11 protein-coding genes, 4 tRNA genes, 1 pseudogene and 1 riboswitch are annotated in these 17401 nt (G+C 73.8%); of the genes and pseudogenes, 11 read left to right on the forward strand and 5 right to left on the reverse strand.

Going from position 1 to position 17401, the window contains the following annotated elements; translation table 11 throughout:
- Positions 1 to 14 precede the first annotated feature (14 nt).
- From repSA to SXIN_RS32230, 3 genes and pseudogenes are all read left to right on the forward strand, one after another.
- Positions 15 to 1418, forward strand: coding sequence for a replication initiator protein RepSA (repSA, locus tag SXIN_RS16460; protein WP_019707160.1), 1404 nt, complete (start codon positions 15 to 17; stop codon positions 1416 to 1418).
- 137 nt (positions 1419 to 1555) lie between these two features.
- Positions 1556 to 1702: pseudogene (locus SXIN_RS32225) on the forward strand (site-specific integrase); the annotation flags it as partial.
- Between the two features lie 340 nt (positions 1703 to 2042).
- Positions 2043 to 2612 carry a site-specific integrase gene (locus SXIN_RS32230; protein WP_019707159.1) on the forward strand — a complete coding sequence of 190 codons (570 nt, stop codon included), beginning with the start codon at positions 2043 to 2045 and terminating at the stop codon, positions 2610 to 2612.
- An 82-nt stretch (positions 2613 to 2694) separates the two neighbouring features.
- Here SXIN_RS32230 and SXIN_RS16470 read toward each other — a convergent pair.
- The 4 genes from SXIN_RS16470 to SXIN_RS16485 form a co-directional block, all read right to left on the reverse strand.
- Positions 2695 to 2771 (reverse strand) — tRNA-Phe (locus SXIN_RS16470).
- Positions 2772 to 2791: 20 nt separating this feature from the next.
- Positions 2792 to 2866 (reverse strand) — tRNA-Asp (locus SXIN_RS16475).
- A gap of 51 nt (positions 2867 to 2917) precedes the next feature.
- Positions 2918 to 2990 (reverse strand) — tRNA-Glu (locus SXIN_RS16480).
- Between the two features lie 83 nt (positions 2991 to 3073).
- Positions 3074 to 4657, reverse strand: a complete 1584-nt coding sequence (locus tag SXIN_RS16485) for a metallophosphoesterase family protein (protein WP_050930655.1) — start codon at positions 4655 to 4657, stop codon at positions 3074 to 3076.
- 198 nt (positions 4658 to 4855) lie between these two features.
- On the opposite strand from SXIN_RS16485, the gene SXIN_RS16490 reads away from it, so the two are divergent.
- From SXIN_RS16490 to SXIN_RS16520, 6 genes are all read left to right on the forward strand, one after another.
- On the forward strand, positions 4856 to 5206 hold the full coding sequence (locus SXIN_RS16490; RefSeq protein WP_030547706.1) for a metallopeptidase family protein: 351 nt from the start codon (positions 4856 to 4858) through the stop codon (positions 5204 to 5206).
- A complete protein-coding gene (locus tag SXIN_RS16495) occupies positions 5203 to 5943 on the forward strand; it encodes a fluoride efflux transporter FluC (RefSeq protein WP_095757157.1) in 741 nt (246 codons plus the stop codon). The genes SXIN_RS16490 and SXIN_RS16495 overlap by 4 nt, the downstream gene beginning before the upstream one ends.
- On the forward strand, positions 5940 to 6317 hold the full coding sequence (gene crcB / locus SXIN_RS16500; protein WP_019706182.1) for a fluoride efflux transporter CrcB: 378 nt from the start codon (positions 5940 to 5942) through the stop codon (positions 6315 to 6317). The genes SXIN_RS16495 and crcB overlap by 4 nt, the downstream gene beginning before the upstream one ends.
- 1590 nt (positions 6318 to 7907) lie before the next feature.
- On the forward strand, positions 7908 to 10160 hold the full coding sequence (locus tag SXIN_RS16510) for a DEAD/DEAH box helicase (RefSeq protein WP_095757159.1): 2253 nt from the start codon (positions 7908 to 7910) through the stop codon (positions 10158 to 10160).
- A 214-nt stretch (positions 10161 to 10374) separates the two neighbouring features.
- Positions 10375 to 10450 (forward strand) — tRNA-Lys (locus SXIN_RS16515).
- A gap of 1104 nt (positions 10451 to 11554) precedes the next feature.
- On the forward strand, positions 11555 to 12304 hold the full coding sequence (locus tag SXIN_RS16520; RefSeq protein ID WP_019707155.1) for a MerR family transcriptional regulator: 750 nt from the start codon (positions 11555 to 11557) through the stop codon (positions 12302 to 12304).
- Between the two features lie 290 nt (positions 12305 to 12594).
- Here SXIN_RS16520 and SXIN_RS16525 read toward each other — a convergent pair whose 3' ends face one another.
- Positions 12595 to 13962 carry a hypothetical protein gene (locus SXIN_RS16525; RefSeq protein ID WP_039820203.1) on the reverse strand — a complete coding sequence of 456 codons (1368 nt, stop codon included), beginning with the start codon at positions 13960 to 13962 and terminating at the stop codon, positions 12595 to 12597.
- A gap of 326 nt (positions 13963 to 14288) precedes the next feature.
- On the opposite strand from SXIN_RS16525, the gene SXIN_RS16530 reads away from it, so the two are divergent.
- Complete coding sequence (locus SXIN_RS16530) at positions 14289 to 15476, forward strand: PP2C family protein-serine/threonine phosphatase (RefSeq protein ID WP_238153779.1); 1188 nt, start codon at positions 14289 to 14291, stop codon at positions 15474 to 15476.
- 349 nt (positions 15477 to 15825) lie between these two features.
- Positions 15826 to 15993: riboswitch (cyclic di-AMP (ydaO/yuaA leader) on the forward strand.
- A gap of 11 nt (positions 15994 to 16004) precedes the next feature.
- On the forward strand, positions 16005 to 17036 hold the full coding sequence (locus SXIN_RS16535; RefSeq protein WP_019707151.1) for a M23 family metallopeptidase: 1032 nt from the start codon (positions 16005 to 16007) through the stop codon (positions 17034 to 17036).
- Positions 17037 to 17401 lie beyond the last annotated feature (365 nt).

The raw sequence follows: 17401 nt of genomic DNA on the forward strand, positions 1-17401 counted from the left end.
CCGCTCCTGAGTCCGTGGCCGGTGCTGCCGCCGCCGTGGGCACTGACCCCGTGACCCTTGCCGACCTCCTGCGTGTCGCCGCTGATCCGGACTTCGACCGCTGGCGCGAGCAGGTCCGCCGCACCGGCGGCTGCTCGGACCCGATCCACCTGCAGGGCTCCACGGTCACCCGCGACGCGCGGACCGGGGACGTCCTGTACTCCTACAGCACCGATGCCGAGCCGGGTGGTCGGCTGCGGGTCGCGTGCGGCAACCGCCGGGCCTCGCGCTGTCCCTCCTGTGCCTGGACCTACGCCGGGGACACCTTCCACCTGATCCGCGCGGGCCTGCTCGGTGACCCGGGGAAGGGGGTCGCCCCCACGGTGCGGGCGCACCCGAAGGTGTTCGCCACCCTGACCGCCCCGTCCTTCGGCCCGGTCCACAACCGCCCCGCCTCCGGCCGCTGCCGCTGCGGAGCCGTCCATCCGGAGGGAGCTCCCGAACTCGGCACGCCGCTGGACGCGGAGCGCTACGACTACGCGCACGCCGTGCTGTGGAACAACCATGCTTCCCACCTGTGGCGGCGCTTCACGATCTACCTGCGCCGGGAGATCGCGGCCCGTGCCGGGCTCTCCCAGGCCGCACTGCGGGAGGTGTGCCGGGTCTCCTTCAGCAAGGTCGCCGAGTTCCAGAAACGCGGCGCGGTCCACTTCCACGCCATCGTGCGCCTCGACGGCCCCGACGGTCCCGGAGACACCCCGCCCGCCTGGGCCCGCGTCGAGCTGCTGTCCGGCGCGATCCGGGCTGCCGCCCGCCGGGTCTGCGTCCCGGTCCCGGCCGCCGGTGACTTCCCCGCCCGGGGCCTGCGCTGGGGCGATCAGGTGGACGTACGCCCCATTGGCGCCGACGACGGCCAGGAGCTGACCGAGCAGGCGGTGGCGGCCTACGTGGCCAAGTACGCCACCAAAGCGGCCGAGACCACCGGCACCGTGGACCGCCGCATCGGTGAGCCGGCCGAACTGGCCAAGCTGACCGACCTGCCCGCCCACACCCGCCGCCTGATCGAAGCCTGCGCCGACCTCGACCCGGCCTACCCGGACCGCAAGCTCTGGGCCTGGGCGCACATGCTCGGCTTCCGGGGCCACTTCTCCACCAAGTCCCGCCGCTTCTCCACCACCCTCGGCGCGCTCCGCCGCGTCCGCGCCGACTACCGCGCCCGGCAGGAACGCACCGCCCGCGGCCTGCCCGACCCGGACGACCTGGAGGGCTCCACGCTGGTCCTCGCGCACTGGACCTACGCCGGGCACGGCCACACCCCCGGCGAATCCTGGCTCGCCGCCTCCATCGCCCGGGACATCCGCACCAACCGCGAAACCGCCCGCGAAGCCCTGGCGGAACTCGACAGCACGGGGGAGGACCGGACATGGCACGCCGCCTGAACGGCGAAGGCACGATTACGCAACGGAAGGACGGCCGGTGGGAGGCTGCGGCGTACGTGCCGACCTCCGCCGGAACACTCAAGCGGCGACGGCAGTACGGGCGGACCCGTGCCGAAGCGCACGCCAAGCTCGTGCGGATGCTGGAACAGGCGAACCGGGGCATCCCCGTGGCGGACTGGTCGTGGACGGTCGGTGAGTACCTGGCGTACTGGCTGGAGCACGTCGTCACGCCCCGACGGCGGCCGAAGACGGTGATCGCGTACGAGGGAGCCGTGCGGCTCTACCTCGTGCCGCTGCTCGGCGGCAAGCGACTGGAGCGGCTGTCTCCCCAGGACGTGCGGGCCATGCTCGGGCGGCTGCGTGAGCTGTGCCTGTGCTGCGCCCGGAAGCTGGACGCCCGGCGGCCGGAGGAAGACCAGTGCTGTTCGCGCGGGAAGTGCTGCGAACGGCGGCTCTCCGCCCGCATGGTGCAGCTCGTCCACGCGGTCCTGCGGAACGCGCTCCAGAACGCTCTGCGGGAAGAGCTGGTCTCGCGCAACGTCGCCCGGCTCGTCCAGGTCGAGGGACCCGCGCTACGCCAAGGGCCAGGGGCTCACGCCCCAGCAGGCGCGGGACCTGTTGGTCATGCTGCGCAAGGACCGGCTGTACGCCCTCTACGTCCTGGTGCTCGCGCTCGGCCTCCGAAAGGGAGAGCTGCTGGGGCTCACCTGGGACGCGGTGGACCTGGACGCGGGCGAGCCGTCGGTGACCCAGACCCTGCAACGGGTGAAGGGCGAGCTGTCCGTGGCCCGGCCGAAGACCCGGTACTCCGAGCGGACTATCCCGCTGCCGCCCTTCGCCGTGGACGCGCTGCTCCAACGCCGCAAGGAGCAGCAGGATGAGCGCGAGTTCTGCGGCTCCGAATGGCTGGACTCGGGCTTCGTCTTCACCACGTCGGTCGGCTCGCCGCTCGACCCGCGGAACCTCAACCGGCACTGGTACGCCACGCGCCGGCGGGCCGGGCTGGACGGCTACCGCTTCCACGATCTGCGGCACTCGTTCGTCTCGCTGCTGCTCGACATGCAGGCACCGCCGCACGTCGTCCGGGAGATCGCCGGGCACAGCGACTTGCAGGTCACCCTTGGCGTGTACGCCCACGCCTCGACCGCCGAGAAGCGCCGGGCCCTGGAGAAGCTGGGCACCGTGCTCGGGTAGGCACTGCCGTCACACTGCCGTCAAACGGCACGAAGAAGCCCCCGCCGAAGGATCTCGGCGGGGGCTTTGCCCTGCTGGGCGGTGGTGGCTGGGGCCGGGGTCGAACCGGCGACCTTCCGCTTTTCAGGCGGACGCTCGTACCAACTGAGCTACCCAGCCACGCAACCTCGCGGTTGCAGCGGTCCTGACGGGATTTGAACCCGCGGCCTCCACCTTGACAGGGTGGCGAGCACTCCAAACTGCTCCACAGGACCAAGCTCGTGCGAGCACTGGCGACGTTCTCCAGTCTCGCACATGGTGATGCGTGCCCCCAACGGGATTCGAACCCGTGCTACCGCCTTGAAAGGGCGGCGTCCTGGGCCACTAGACGATGAGGGCTGAATGGCCCGCCTGCAGCGCCTTCCGGCACCGTCGGGGACGTGAGAAGCATATGGGATGCGGGGAGGGATCGCCAAAACGGTTTACGGCGCCTCCGTGGGGGAGGGTGACGGTGTCCGGCGGGCGGGCGGTGAGGCCGTACCGGAACCCGGTCCGGCGGACGGCGACGAGGGCGAGGGCGAGGGTGACTCCGCCCCGCCCGGAGTGTTCTCCTCCGGCAGCCTGCGGCTCACCTCGGCCGTCGACAGGCCGAGCCCGCCGAGCGTGATCTCGTCCCAGGCCTGCAGCTTCCGGGTCTCCCGGTCCAGGTAGAGCACGGAGGCCTGGACGTCGGCGGGTTCGTCGCCCTCCACCGCGCGGAGCCCGTCGCCGCCGGTCGAACCCTGGACCATCAGCCGCGTCCCCCCGTCCAGCTCATGGGTCTTGCGGTTGTGGGTGTGCCCGGCCAGGACCAGGGGGACCGCCCCCGCCGTCTCGCGGGCCGCCATCGGGTTGTGCGCCACCGCGATGTCGGCCGGGTCGCCCTTGGCCCGCTGCCGGTTCATCGCCGCGGCGAGCCTGCGCCCCGAGGCCCGCTCGGCGTCGTCCCCGGCCGGCTGCACGGAGCGGTCGGGGGTGAACTGCGGGTCGCCGATGCCCGCGATCCGCAGACCGGAGACGCTGATGGACTTGCCGTCGTCGAGGACATGGACGTTGTCCAGGTCCTCCAGGTACTCCTGTGTCTCCGCCGAGTCGTGGTTGCCGCGCACCCAGACATAGGGGGCGCCCAGGTCGCTGATGGGGTCGAGGAAGCCGTTCTCGGCGGTGGTGCCGTGGTCCATGGTGTCGCCCGAATCGATGATCACATCGATGTCGTACTGCTTGACCAGAGACTCGGTGATGTGCCAGGCCGCCGGGTTGAGATGGATGTCCGAGACGTGCAGCACGCGCATGGTCGTCGGGTCCGGCTGGTACGTCGGCAGGTTCGCCGTGGCGTCGTAGAGCTGGGTGACGTTGGTGACGAGGCGGGCCAGCTCCTGCTGGTAGATGTCGAAGTCGCTGACGATGCTGCGGGCGTTGCCCACCACACTGGGCGCGCTGCTCAGCAGCCCGGAGAACTTCGGCTCCAGGACGGACTTCGGATTCCAGGTGGCGTACGCGGCGGCGCCGGAGGTGACCAGCAGCGCCAGCGCCAGACCGCCCGCCGTCAGCGCGCGCCGCGGGCGCCGGTAGACGGCCAGGCCGAGCAGCGTGGCGCCGGAGACCACGGCGACGACCGACCGCACACCCAGGTCGATCGTGCCGGCGGCCACGTCGCCGGCGATCTCCTCCTGCAGTCCGGCGAGCCGCTCCGGATGCTTGACCAGCGCCTGGGAACGCTCGGGGTTCAGCTGGTCGACATCCACGTCGAGGCGGAGGGGCGCGTGGTGGCTGTCGAGTTCGAGTGCGCCGAGCGGTGACACGTTGATCTTCGTACCGCCCGAGACCGACGGGCGCAGCGCCATCTTGGTGTCCATGGGACCCACCGGGGTCCGCACGCTGCCGACCACCAGGAGGCCCAGCCACGCGCCGATCAGCACGACGGACACCATTCCGAGGGCACGGGCGTACGGATGCGGTGTGTGGCCGAGCGGCCGTACCGCCGGACCCTTCGGAGGAAGGCCGCCGCTCCGGCCCCGGAAGGGCATGCGGAAGCGGCGGCGGAGTGGTTCGCGTGCCATTGCAGCCGTATGCCCTTCCGCGGTGATCGCTATGCGGATGTCAACCGGTGCGGCCTCCGGTTCGTTCCCGACGGTCGCCATCGGGGGTCTCCGCGGGCCGTGGCCGTGGTCACCGTCCCCGGCCGGACGGCGGCGGGGGGCGCGGGTGTGGCGCAGAATGGCGGCGTGCTGGAGATGACGCGTGAGGAGTTCGAGGAACTGGTCGCCGAGGCGCTGGACCGCATCCCGCCCGAGCTGACGCGGCTCATGGACAACGTGGCGGTGTTCGTCGAGGACGAGCCGCCCGCCGAGGACCCGGAGCTCCTCGGCATCTACGAAGGGACTCCGCTCACGGAGCGGGGGGAGTGGTACGCGGGCGTGCTGCCGGACCGGATCACCATCTACCGGGGGCCGACGCTCCGGATGTGCGGGAGCCGGGAAGAGGTCGTCGAGGAGACCGAGGTCACGGTCGTCCACGAGATCGCCCACCACTTCGGCATCGACGACGAACGGCTGCACGCCCTGGGGTACGGATGAGCGGAACGGGCCCGGGGGCGGGCGGTTCCCCCGGCGGGGGCGGTCCCGCCGCCGCACCGGGGGACCGGGACGGTCCGGGACGGCCGGCGCCTCCGTCCCGCCCGGGGGACCCGGGAGGCAAGGGCGCGGCCCCGGGATCCCGCAGCGGCGCGGGGAACGGCGCCGGTGCGGCCGGCGCCACGCCCGCGGGCCGGGCACCCCGGGCGGTCGACCCCGACATCGATCTGCGCGTACCGGAACAGCGGGCCGAGGCCGCCGGCCGTGCCCTGTGGGGCATCCTCGCCGTCGTCTCGGCGGGCGGTGCGCTCGGCGCCTGCGCCCGGTACGGGCTGACGCTCGCCTGGCCCGCGCCGCGCGACGCGGCCCCGTGGGCGGTCCTCGTGGCCAACGCGTCGGGCAGCGCGCTGATCGGCGTCCTGATGACGCTGGTGAGCGAGCGGCCGGGTGTCTCCCCGCATCCGCTGCTGCGCCCTTTCCTGGGCACCGGTGTGCTCGGCGGCTTCACCACCTTCTCGACGTACGCGGCCGATGTGCCGGAGCTGCTGGTGCGGGGCGAGACCGTGGCCGCCCTGGCCTACGCGGGGGGCACGCTCGCCGCCGCGCTGACCGCCGTTGGGGCGGCGGCCGTGCTGACCCGGAAGGCCGTGGGCCTCCACGGCGGTGCGGCGGCGGAAACGGGTCCCGGGGCGGAGACCGGGGCGGGGAACGGTACGGGAACGGGGGTGCGGGCCCGGTGAACTGGCTGCTGGTCGCCCTGGGCGCCGCCGTGGGCGCGCCCCTGCGCTATCTCACCGACCGCGCGGTCCAGACACGGCACGGCTCGGTGTTCCCCTGGGGCACGGTCGCCGTCAATGTGGCGGGCAGTCTGCTGCTCGGGCTGCTCACCGGCGCCCTTGGAGCCGGAACGGGCTCCGACCAGGCCCGGCTGCTGCTCGTGACAGGGCTGTGCGGGGCACTCACCACCTACTCGACGTTCTCGTACGAGACCCTGCGGCTGGCCGAGCGGGGGCGCGCCGGGCTCGCGGCGGCCAATATCGGCCTGTCGCTGGCGGGCGGGCTGGGGGCGTACGTCCTGGGCGCGGGGCTGACCGGAGGGCTCGGCCCGGGCTGAGAACTCTGCTCTCCGGTCAGCCCAGGCCGGTCGTGGGAGGAGTGCGCGGGGTGCCTGGCTCACCTCGCAGGGGCTCGGCTCGCAAGGGCTCGGCTCGCGTGGTCGGCCTCGGCCACGGTCCTCTGCTCACGGGTCCCGCTCACGGGTCCCGCTCACGGCGCCGGGACGCCCGGTGAGAGCGGTGCGGGCGCCGATTCCGGGGACACGCCGGTCGCCGACGCCGCGCCACCGGGCTCGGGCTTCGGCTCCTCACCCGTCGGCGCCGGGTCCGGGCTCGACGGCTGCGGCTCCGGTTCCGGCTCGGGCTCGGGTTCCGGGGACGGCCGCTCCGGTGCCGGGCGGGTCGGATCCCCCTCTCCTCCCGGCTGCCGCGGTGCGCGGGGGCCGGGCCCCCCGCGGTCCTTCTCACGGCCGCTGTCCGCGACCGGGCCGGAACCGGGCGCGGAGGCGTGCCCGGCGCCCGGGTCCGGGCGGCCGGACGCCCCGCCGGCACCGGCCTCGCGCTCCGTACGGGAACCCGGGCGGCCCGCCTCGGCACGGCCGTCCCCGTCCCGGCCGCGATCGGCCTTGCCGCGCCCGTCCCGCGCCTCCGGGCCGCCGTCCGCTCCGTGGGGCTGCTCCACGCCCTCGCCATCCGGGGACCGGTGACCGGCACTTCCCGATCCGCCCTCCTGCCCGGCGGATCCGGTGGGCTTCGGCGGGTCGGTCCTGTCGCTGACGCTCATGCACCCGGTCACGGTGGCCAGGGTGAGTGCGGCGGCGGCCACGCGCAGGGGGGCGCGGAAGCCCGTGCGGCCCTCCGTACGGGACACGGCTGCGGACACGGCTGCGGACCTGGCGCTGGTCCCGCCCTCCGGCCGGGCGGGCCCCCCGGCCCCTGCCGGGTACCCGTCCACGGACCCGTTCCCGCTTCCGGCCCCGGCCGCCGGGGGCCGGGCGGACCGCCGGGACGGCCCGCGCGCCCCGCCCTCCGGGGCCGCCACGGGCTCGGCAGGGTTTCCGGCGACGGAGAAGGGGCCGGGGAGACGGATGGGGAGCGGGCGCACAGGCGGGCACCTCCGGATGCGGGGCGGGCAGGCCGCTCTGCTCAACTCCGCCCGCACCGCGCAGGACACGGACAACGCCGGACAACCACGCCGTCCGGCCCAGGGACGCGGCAGCGGCCCGTCCGGAGGCGGCCGGCGGGGACGGCGGGGCCGGCGGGCCGGGGCTCCGGACCGGGCGTCCGGAGATCCGGGGCGGCCGGGGCTCCGAGCCGGGCCCGCACCACCGGAGGGCCGGCGGCCGCGCCCGTCCGGTACGCTGGGTGCAGCGCGGTTCAGACCGCGACGACGACCCCGCGACCGACCACCACATCCACCCCGGGATCCCCCGCCGGAGCCGATTTGCGCTCCGGGGTTCCGAGTGCGTATGGTGACAGATCGTTTGATCCCATTTGCCCGGCGCTACCGTATCTCCTCGCAGACCGAGGTGATGAACGCGCCGTGTGGCGCGTTCCTGTACCGAACCGTGGCTGACCGCATAGAGGCGGGCGTATGCATACACGGAGTTTGGGCGCGTGCCGAGACTCCGGAAGGTTTTGCATTTCGCATGTCCATTTCTGCCACTGACCGCGCCGTCATGCCCGAGGACGCGGAGATCACCGCCCTCGCCGGTACCGAGTTCGACGAGGCTCCCGCCACCGCCGACGCCGTCGCCGCGGCCCCCGAAGCCGTCACCGCCGAGGCTTCCGGGACCCCCGGAGTCACCTTCGGTGACCTCGGTCTCGCCGAGGCGATCGTCCGCAAGCTCTCCCAGAACGGTGTCGTCACCCCGTTCCCGATCCAGGCCGCGACCATCCCGGACGCCCTGGCCGGCAAGGACATCCTCGGCCGCGGCCGCACGGGCTCCGGCAAGACCCTCTCCTTCGGTCTGCCGCTGCTCACCCGCCTCGCCGAGGGCCGTACCGAGAAGAAGCGCCCCCGCGGCCTGATCCTCACCCCCACCCGCGAGCTGGCGATGCAGGTCGCCGACGCCCTCCAGCCCTACGGTGACGTCCTCGGCCTGAAGATGAAGGTCGTCTGCGGCGGCACCTCCATGAGCAACCAGATCTACGCACTGGAGCGCGGCGTCGACATCCTCGTCGCCACCCCCGGCCGGCTGCGCGACCTCATCGACCGGGGCGCCGCGACGCTCGACCAGGTCGAGGTCGCCGTTCTCGACGAGGCCGACCAGATGGCCGACATGGGCTTCCTGCCCGAGGTCACCGAGATTCTCAACCTCGTGCCGGCGGGCGGCCAGCGCCTGCTGTTCTCCGCGACGCTGGAGAACGAGATCGACACCCTCGTCAAGCGCTACCTGGTCGACCCGGTGACACACGAGGTCGACGCGGCGCAGGGCGCGGTCACCACCATGAGCCACCACGTGCTCGTCGTGAAGCCGAAGGACAAGGCGCCGGTCACGGCCGCCATCGCCGCCCGCAAGGGCCGCACGATCATCTTCGTGCGGACCCAGATGGGCGCCGACCGAGTCGCCGAGCAGCTCCTCGACACCGGGGTGCGCGCGGACGCGCTGCACGGCGGCATGACGCAGGGCGCCCGGACCCGGACGCTGGCCGACTTCAAGGACGGTCGCGTCAACTGCCTCGTCGCCACGGACGTCGCCGCGCGCGGCATCCACGTCGACGACATCGACCTGGTCCTGAACGTGGACCCGGCCGGTGACCACAAGGACTACCTGCACCGCTCCGGCCGCACGGCCCGCGCGGGCCGCAGCGGCACCGTCGTCTCGCTGGCGCTCCCGCACCAGCGCAAGCAGATCTTCCGGCTGATGGAGGACGCGGGCGTCGACGCCTCGCGCCACATCGTCGGCGGAGCGGGCGCGTTCGACGAGGACGTCGCCCGGATCACCGGTGCCCGTTCGCTGACCGAGGTGCAGGCCGAGTCGGCCGGCAACGCCGCGAAGCAGGCCGAGCGCGAGGTGCAGGACCTCACCCGTCAGCTGGAGCGCGCACAGCGCCGCGCCGCCGAACTGCGCGGGGAAGCCGACCGGTTGGTGGCGCGGGCCGCGCGCGAGCGGGGCGAGGACCCGGAGGCGGCCGTCGCGGCCGCCGCCGAGGCCATGGTCGCCGCCGCGGCGGCGGAAGCCGCGGCGGAGGAGTCGCGGGCCGCCGCGTCCGTGCCGGCCCAGTCCGCGGCCGCGGGCGAGCGCCGCGACGACCGGGGCAACTTCGACCGCCGTGACCGTCGCGACGACCGCTCCGGCGGCTACGGAGACCGCGGTGGCAACAGCGGTGGCTACGGCGACCGCGGCGGCTACGGCCGCGAGCGCCGGGACGACCGCTCCTCCGGCGGCTTCAACCGCGACCGCGGTGACCGCCGCGACGACCGCTCCGGCGGCTACCGCCGTGACGACCGTCCGAGCGGTGGGTTCAACCGTGACCGCCGTGACGACCGTCCGGGTGGCGGGTTCAACCGTGACCGCCGTGACGACCGTCCGGGCGGCGGGTTCGGCCGTGACCGCCGCGACGACCGTCCGAGTGGTGGCTACGGTGCCGGCCGTTCGGGCAGCGGTTACAGCCGTGACCGCCGCGACGACCGTCCGGCCGGCGGCTACAGCCGTGACCGCCGTGACGACCGCGGAGGCTTCGGCGCCGCCCGTCCGCACGAGCGCCGCGACGACCGCCCCGGCTTCAACCACCGGGGTGGCGACCGCCCGCACAACCGCGACCGTCGTGACGACCGTCCCTTCAGCCGCGACGACCGCCCGGCCCGCCGCGACGACCACCGCGGCAGCACCAACACCGCCGGCGGCCGTCCGTTCGACCGCCGCGCCGACAAGCCGCGCTGGAAGCGCAACGGCTGACGGCACCTGCCCGGACATCCGTGCCTCGGGGCCCGTACGCACTGCGTCGTACGGGCCCTGAGGCCGTGTCCGGGCCCGCGCCACCGTGCCCGGTCCGCACCGACGGCGGGGCGCGGCGGCGCGGGCCCGGAATCCCGGGCCGCTGTCGGCGAACAGGGGTATACCCGATCGGTTCGCGGCCCGCGGAGGGCTATGCTCGGGGGAGCACGACCAAGGGCCGTTAGCTCAATTGGCAGAGCAGTGGACTTTTAATCCATTGGTTGTGGGTTCGAGTCCCACACGGCCTACCACCGAGGCCCGGATCGGCGCCGATGCCGATCCGGGCCTCACGGCGTTCCGGCCACTCCCCGCACCGGGAGGACGAGTTGGCGGGTGCGGTGGTGGCCTTCGCGGCAACTGCGTCCGCCGTCCCGCCGGTTGGTGCGCCGGCGGACCGCCGGGCCGCCGCCCCTCCTGAAGCCGGCGATGTGCGGTTGCGCGGGGCGGGGGCAGGGGCCGTGGCCGGGCAGGAGCAGGGGCCGCTGTGACTGCGGCAGCGCACGGTGGCACTGGTGGCCGTGGTGGCCGTGGTGATCGCGGTGACCAGGAGAGATCCCGGGTTTCCGTGCGGGAGGAGGCCGGGCATCGGCCGAAGGAGAGCACCGCGGAAGAGGGGGACCAATGGTCCCCCTCCCGGGCCGACCGGGCCCTGCCGCCCGTGTGCCGATACGGCGATGGTGGGTCATGCGGGTCCTGCTGTGGGGGCGGGACACATTGGGGTAGCCGGACGTGCGGTCGGGCGACCGGGCACGGATACGACCCGTGCCGGGTGCCGCGCGCACCGTACGTCCGGCAGGTCTCCGGACCGGCTCGTGGGGACGGGTGCGGTCACGGCTCCGCGACGGGGACGGCGGGTGGGACCGCCGTCCCCGTCGTCATGCCGTCCGCCGCCGTCCGCCGCCGGCCCCGCCACCGCAGCCGCCACCACCGCCGTCCGGCGCCGCACACGGCCGGCCCGCTGCGGCCGCGCCGCCCGGCTCTCCCGTCCGGCGCCGCCTTCAGCGCGCGGTCCGGTCGCCGTCCACCCGGTCCCGGGGGTCCCCCGGCGCGGCGTCCGGTGCTTCCGCTGCCGTCAAGGGCGGACCTGTCGCCTCGCTCCTGGTCCGTGCGCCCGGAACGGCCTCCGCGGTCCCGCCCGCCTCCGCGGTCGCCTTTGCGGTCACTTCCGCGGTCGCCTTCGCGGTGCCGTGGCCCGGCGATCCGGAGCGGCCGCGGCCCCGGACCGATGGAGCGTATGCCGGGAGCCGAACCGTTCGTCCGCATTCGGGTTGACCTTTACGCTACGTCAAGTTTTACGGTCGTGAGCACCGGGTGAGAGACGCCCGGGGACGTGGAAACAGCAAGGGGGAGCCGCGATGGAGTGGTCGATCCAGGACATCGCGCGCCGTGCGGGGACGACCAGCCGGACGCTGCGCCACTACGACGACATCGGCCTGTTGCCGCCCAGCCGGATCGGCGGCAACGGCTACCGCTACTACGACCAGTCCGCGCTGGTCAGGCTTCAGCGGATTCTGCTGCTGCGCGAGCTGGGCCTGGGGCTGCCCGCCATCGCCGAGGTGCTGGCCGGGCAGCGCGACGAGACCGCCGCGCTCCGCACGCATCTGCGGCTGCTGGAGCACGAACGGGAGCGGATCGGGCGGCAGATCGCCTCGGTGCGGACCACCTTGCGCAAGACGGAGGAGGGCGAAGAGCTCATGGCCGACGAAATATTCGACGGTTTCGACCACGACCGGCACAAGGAAGAGGTGATCGAGCGCTGGGGGCGCGACGCCTACGAGAGTTCCGACCGCTGGTGGCGCTCGCTCGGCGAGGAGGGCCGGCAGTCCTTCCAGCAGCGGGAACTGGACATCGCCCTGGACTTCGGCAAGGCCGCGCGGGCCGGTGCCTCCCCGGACAGCGAGGAGGCGCAGGCGATCACCCGGCGCCACTACACATGGCTGTCGGACGCCTCCCCGGATCCCTCCAAGGACTACTTCATCGGGCTGGCCGAGATGTACGTCGCCGATCCGCGGTTCGCCGCCCACTACGACCGGCATGGTGAGGGGGTCGCCGAGTTCGTCCGGGACGCCATGAAGGTCTATGCCGAGCGGCACCTCGGCGACTGAGGGGCGAGGCGGGAGGGGCGTCCGGTGGTCCGCCGGACACCCGGCCGGGGCACGGCACCGGACGAACCCGGGCCGCCGATCCGGGTCGGCGGCCTCGGTCGCCCTCCGTGCTGCCGGCCAGGACTGGCGGGCGACCCGGGTTCGTCCGGTCCGGGTGGCCGCCGGAGGGTCCGAGGAGCCCGGGCCCTGGAACTGTCCGGACCCCGGGACGGCCCGGACACCGCGGACACGGCGGGCGGTCCGCGCAGATCGCACGGCCGGGACCGCCCGGGCCCGGTGGCGGCGGGCGGTCAGAAGCCTCCGCCGCCGCCGAAGTCCCCTCCGCCTCCGAAGCCGCCGCCGTCGAACCCTCCGCCGAAGTCACCCGGGTTGAAGTCGGAGCCGGTGTACTCGCCGCCCTCGGCGCCCGTGCCGTAGTCACCGCCGCCGTAGGCGCCGTAGGCGTGGGGGGCGAACATCATGTTGCCGAGCATGGTGCCGACCAGCAGCCCGGGCAGCATCCCGCCGCCGAAGTAACCCCCGGCCCAGGGGGCGTAGGCGGGTCCGGCCTCCCAGTACGGCCGGCGGCCGGATGCCGTCTCGACGGTGCGGGCCATCGGCTCGTGGCCGTCGGCGATCCGGGCGGCATCGGCGGCGCACACCGGGACGGTGCGCGCCGTTCCGCCCTCGGGCGCCCACTCGACGTCCTCGGTGGACGGGCCGTGGCGGGGGTCGAAGAAGCAGGGCGGCCGGCGTTCCGGCAGCGGAGTGTCGGCGCGCCGGGCGTCCAGGGTGGCCAGCGAGAAGCGGCCGTCCTCCAGGGCCTCGGTGACCTGGCGGACGTCACCGGGGTGGTGGGCGCGGGCCATCGCGGCCTTCGCCTTCTCGTAGGAGTCCAGCGCGTGGGAGAAGTCGCGGCGCATGGCCTCGTCGGTCTCCGGCGCGGAGGGGTCGAAGTCGAGCCGGTCCAGTTCCTCGCCGAAGGCGGTGATGTCCTCGTCCACCAGGGGTCGTACCGTCTCGAGTTCGGCCTTCTCGCGTTCGGCCCGGCGGTTGCGGTTGCGCCGGGAGACGGTGAAGGCCGCCAGGATGCCCGCCAGCGCCAGAGCACCGATGGTGACCAGGGTGACGACACCGGCCACGGTGTTCGTCCCGCCGTCGTCGCCGCCGTCGCTCCAGGAGGCGGGCGCGGAACCGTTGGCCTGCTGGACCGCCTGGCCGACGAAGTCGTCGAGCAGGGCGGCGGTGTCGGTGCCGTGTTCCCGCTCGACGGCGCCGGTCAGGTTCCCCACGGCGTTCTGTGACATGACCCGGTTGTCGGCGCCCGCGTCGAAGCCGTCGCCGAGGGCGACCGCGTAGACGCCGCTGACACCGACCCGGGTCCGCAGATCCCGGAGCAGGCTGTCGGGATCGAACTCCGCGGCCTCCGGCAGGACAGCGACGAAGACGGGCTTGTCGGCGTTCTCGATGGTGTCGGCCAGTGCCTCGGCCTCGGCTCCGGAGAGCCGGCCGGAGGCCCGGGGATCCACATAGACCGGGCCGCTCCGCAGGGCTTCCGCGGCGCCGCCGAGGCCGTCGGCCGCCCGGGCGCCCGGAGCGAGGAGCCCGGCCGCGACCAGAAGGGCCGCTAGCAGGGCGAGCACCGGTCCGAGCACGGCATTGCGCGATGTGCTCCTCATATCTTCGAAGCTACACGAAAGGGGGCAAGAACCACGGGGCCGGAGTCACCGGACTCCGGCCCGGGCCGGAGGCACAGCTCGGTGGCACCACCGCTTGCCGCCCGTCCACGCCCCCACCCGCGCCCCACCCACACCCCTGCCCCCACGCCCCGCCCCGGCCGCTTTGCCGCTGTCCGTGCCACCGCTCCTGCCGCTGTCCGTGCACCGCGGCCCGTCACCCGAACGGCGCACGCGGATTCGCCCTCCGCTCCGGAACGGCCGAGGGTGGCAGGGGGCGCGGTGTCGTTCCGTAACCGGACGGACCGGGACCGGGCAGGAGATCACAGGTGGTACAGCGAGGACAGCTGTGCAGCAGGGGCGACGGTGGGACACGGTTCCGCGGTGCTCCGTTCCCCTGCTGGATCCCGGGCTTCCTGATCGTCGGCGGCCTGGTCTTCGGCCTGCTGGCACCGCCGAAGCTGACCGGCTCGCCGTTCTTCGCGGCCGCGCCGATGGTCGCCGCGGCCCTTTACACCGGCCCCGCCACGATCCTGACGGCCGTCGTCTCCAGCCTGGCGATGCTCGGGATCGCTCTGTTGCACGACACGCTCGGGCAGTACCAGTCGCTGCTCGACACGGCCACGGTGGTCACCGTGGCAGGCCTCGCCGTCTTCATCAACCGCGTGGTGCGCCACGGCCACCGTGCGCTGGCCTCCGTCCGGAACGTCGCGGAGGCCGCCCAGCGGGCCGTGCTGCCGGCCCCTGCCGGCCGCATCGGCGGGCTGCGCGTCGCCGCCCGCTACGAGGCCGCGCAGGCGGACGCGGGAATCGGCGGCGACCTCTACGCGGTTCAGTCCACCCCGCACGGGGTGCGGCTCATCGTCGGTGACGTACGCGGCAAGGGCATGGGGGCGGTGGGCGCGGTCGCGATCGTCCTCGGGGCGTTCCGGGAAGCGGCCGAGGAGGAGCCGGAGCTGACGGGGATCGCGGAACGGCTGGAAGGCGCGCTCGTACGGGAGGCGAAGCGCCGGGAAGGGCTGGAGCGGGCCGAGGGGTTCACCACGGCCGTGCTCGCCGAGATCCCGCACGAGCGCTCCCCCGGGGCGGGCCCGGGTGGATCCGGCGCTCCCGGCGGGAGCCCTTCCGGGCTGTCGGCCCGGAGGCTGCGGCTGCTCAACCGCGGTCACCCGGCCCCGCTGATGCTCACCGGGGACGGGGCCGTGTGCGCCGTCGAACCGGAAGTGCCCGCCGTACCGCTCGGCCTGGCGTGGCTGCGGACCGAGCCGGACCGGGTGGAGGAGATCGTGTTTCCGCGCGGGTGCACCCTCCTGCTCTTCACCGACGGCGTCACGGAGGCCCGCAACCGTGCCGGTGAGTTCTACGATCCCCAACTCAGTCTGGCCGGACGGTCCTTCGGCGATCCGGAGGAGCTGCTGGACACCCTCGTCGGGGACGTGGCCGTGCACACCGGCGGCCGCGCCCATGACGACATGGCGCTCCTCGCGGTCACGGACATCCCCGAGCGGCGCTCCTGACCGCCGGATCCCCTGACCACCACCGGACCTCCCCACGACCGGATCTCCTGACCGCCGCACCGCCGGACCCTCGCCGTCCGTTCCGGCGCGCCCGCGACCCGACGCCCGCCGCCGGCCACGGCGACGCTGTGTGACGGCAGGTGTCCAAGCGATAACAACTGATGCACGATCAGTGGAAACAGGTTTTCCGGCGCCCGGTCAACTCGCCCGGCTCTGGCGGCCGATGTCCGTTTTCTCCATGCGGTCATTACCAAAAGATCAGCCGGAACGGCTTGGAATACGGGGGCTCCGTCAATTAACGTTCGATAACGCAGCGCGGTCGTCCCAGCCGCCACCAAGGGTGGCACCGCCTGCGCAGTCGCCGAATCCCGCATGCGCGGAACAGCACCACCTGCACCAAGGGAACCGGGGAACCAATCCTTGGGGTGAATCGGGCCCCTCCGCGAGGAGGGAACCGTAGGAGACCTTCCTGCTCCGAACCCGTCAGCTAACCCGGTAGGCGAGAAGGAAGGAAAGGAGTGCGCCTCCGTGGCGTCCAGCAGCCCTGCCCCCGAGACGTGGGCCGGTCCGTCCACCTCCGGTCCCCTCTTCGACGGAGAGCCCGTCGGTGAGTGGAACCCCACCGCCGACTCCACCGCCCCGGTCCGGGGCAGGCACCGCGTCGTCAAACAGCGCGGCGGAGGCATGGCCCGGAGCGGCGCCGTCCTGGGCGTCGGGGTGATCGCGGCTGTAGGCGCCGGTGGCATGGCCACGGCCAAGGACCGCCCCCCGGCCCCCATCTCGCTGCCCGACCTCTCCCCGGTGACGGACAAGCTGCCCGCCATCGACTCCCTGGTCGGCGGCTCCAACGACGTCTCCGCCACCGCGAGCCGCGCCCCGCTGTCGCAGGCCGGGCTCACCACCGACGAGATCGCCCAGGGCGCCGACGCCGGAGAGGCCCTGCGGGCCCGCATCATGCGCCAGGCCGAGCAGCAGCAGAGCGTCGCCGAGAGCACCGAACGGCTGGCCGCCGAGCAGGCCGCGCGGGAGAAGGCCGCCGAGGACGCCGCCGCCAAGAAGGCGGAGGCCGAGGCGGCCAAGAAGAAGGCCGCGGAAGAGGCCGAGCGCAAGGCGGCCGAGGAAGCCGCGCGCAAGGCGGAAGAGGAGCGGCTGGCCAAGCTGGCCGCCAGCTATGCGCTTCCGCTCTCCTCCTACACCCTCACCTCGAGCTTCGGCGAGTCCGGCTCCATGTGGTCCAGCAGCCACACCGGCCAGGACTTCGCCGCCCCGACCGGCACCCCCGTCAAGGCGGTGCACGGCGGCACGATCACCGAGGCCGGCTGGGCCGGTTCGTACGGCTACCGCATCATCCTCACCCTCGATGACGGCACGGAGATCTGGTACTGCCACCTCTCCTCGATGACCGTCACCTCCGGTGAGGTCACCACCGGCGACACGATCGGCCGCGTCGGCTCCACCGGCAACTCCTCCGGCCCGCATCTCCACCTGGAGGTCCGGCCCGGCGGCGGCGACCCGGTGAACCCCGCGGCCTGGCTCCGCGACCACGGCAAGAACATCTGAACCGCGGCACCGCACCGCACCGCGCCGCACCGCAGTCCGAGCCTTCAACCTCCGGCATCCCGCGGCACGTTCGCGGACGGGCCACGCGCGCTCGGCCCGGTACCGGGGGCCGGAAGCGGAGGGCGCGCTCGCAGACGCGCCCTCCGGCCTCCGGGTGTTACCCCGTGTCCCGCTTCTGCGTATGCCCCGCCTGCCTGCCGCAAACCCCGTGCCCTGCGGCTTTCCACGGACGGTGCCGGCCGGCCCCCGTTCCGGTCCACGGCCTCCCCGCATCGCCCCGCCCGCTCGCGGCGCGGGCCTCTGCTCCGGCAGCCCTGGTGCGTCCCCCCGACGCCAGGGCTGCCGGCCTGTCCGCCCTCTGATCC

This window comes from Streptomyces xinghaiensis S187, assembly GCF_000220705.2.
GTDB lineage: Bacteria > Actinomycetota > Actinomycetes > Streptomycetales > Streptomycetaceae > Streptomyces > Streptomyces xinghaiensis.

What these genes read in the sequence shown, in the direction of transcription:
- SXIN_RS32230 (WP_019707159.1), top strand. Translation starts at nt 2,043, where the DNA reads ATGCTGCGCAAGGACCGGCTGTACGCCCTCTACGTCCTGGTGCTCGCG.
- SXIN_RS16485 (WP_050930655.1), bottom strand. Translation starts at nt 4,657, where the DNA reads ATGCCCTTCCGGGGCCGGAGCGGCGGCCTTCCTCCGAAGGGTCCGGCG.
- SXIN_RS16495 (WP_095757157.1), top strand. Translation starts at nt 5,203, where the DNA reads ATGAGCGGAACGGGCCCGGGGGCGGGCGGTTCCCCCGGCGGGGGCGGT.
- SXIN_RS16510 (WP_095757159.1), top strand. Translation starts at nt 7,908, where the DNA reads ATGTCCATTTCTGCCACTGACCGCGCCGTCATGCCCGAGGACGCGGAG.
- SXIN_RS16520 (WP_019707155.1), top strand. Translation starts at nt 11,555, where the DNA reads ATGGAGTGGTCGATCCAGGACATCGCGCGCCGTGCGGGGACGACCAGC.
- SXIN_RS16525 (WP_039820203.1), bottom strand. Translation starts at nt 13,962, where the DNA reads ATGAGGAGCACATCGCGCAATGCCGTGCTCGGACCGGTGCTCGCCCTG.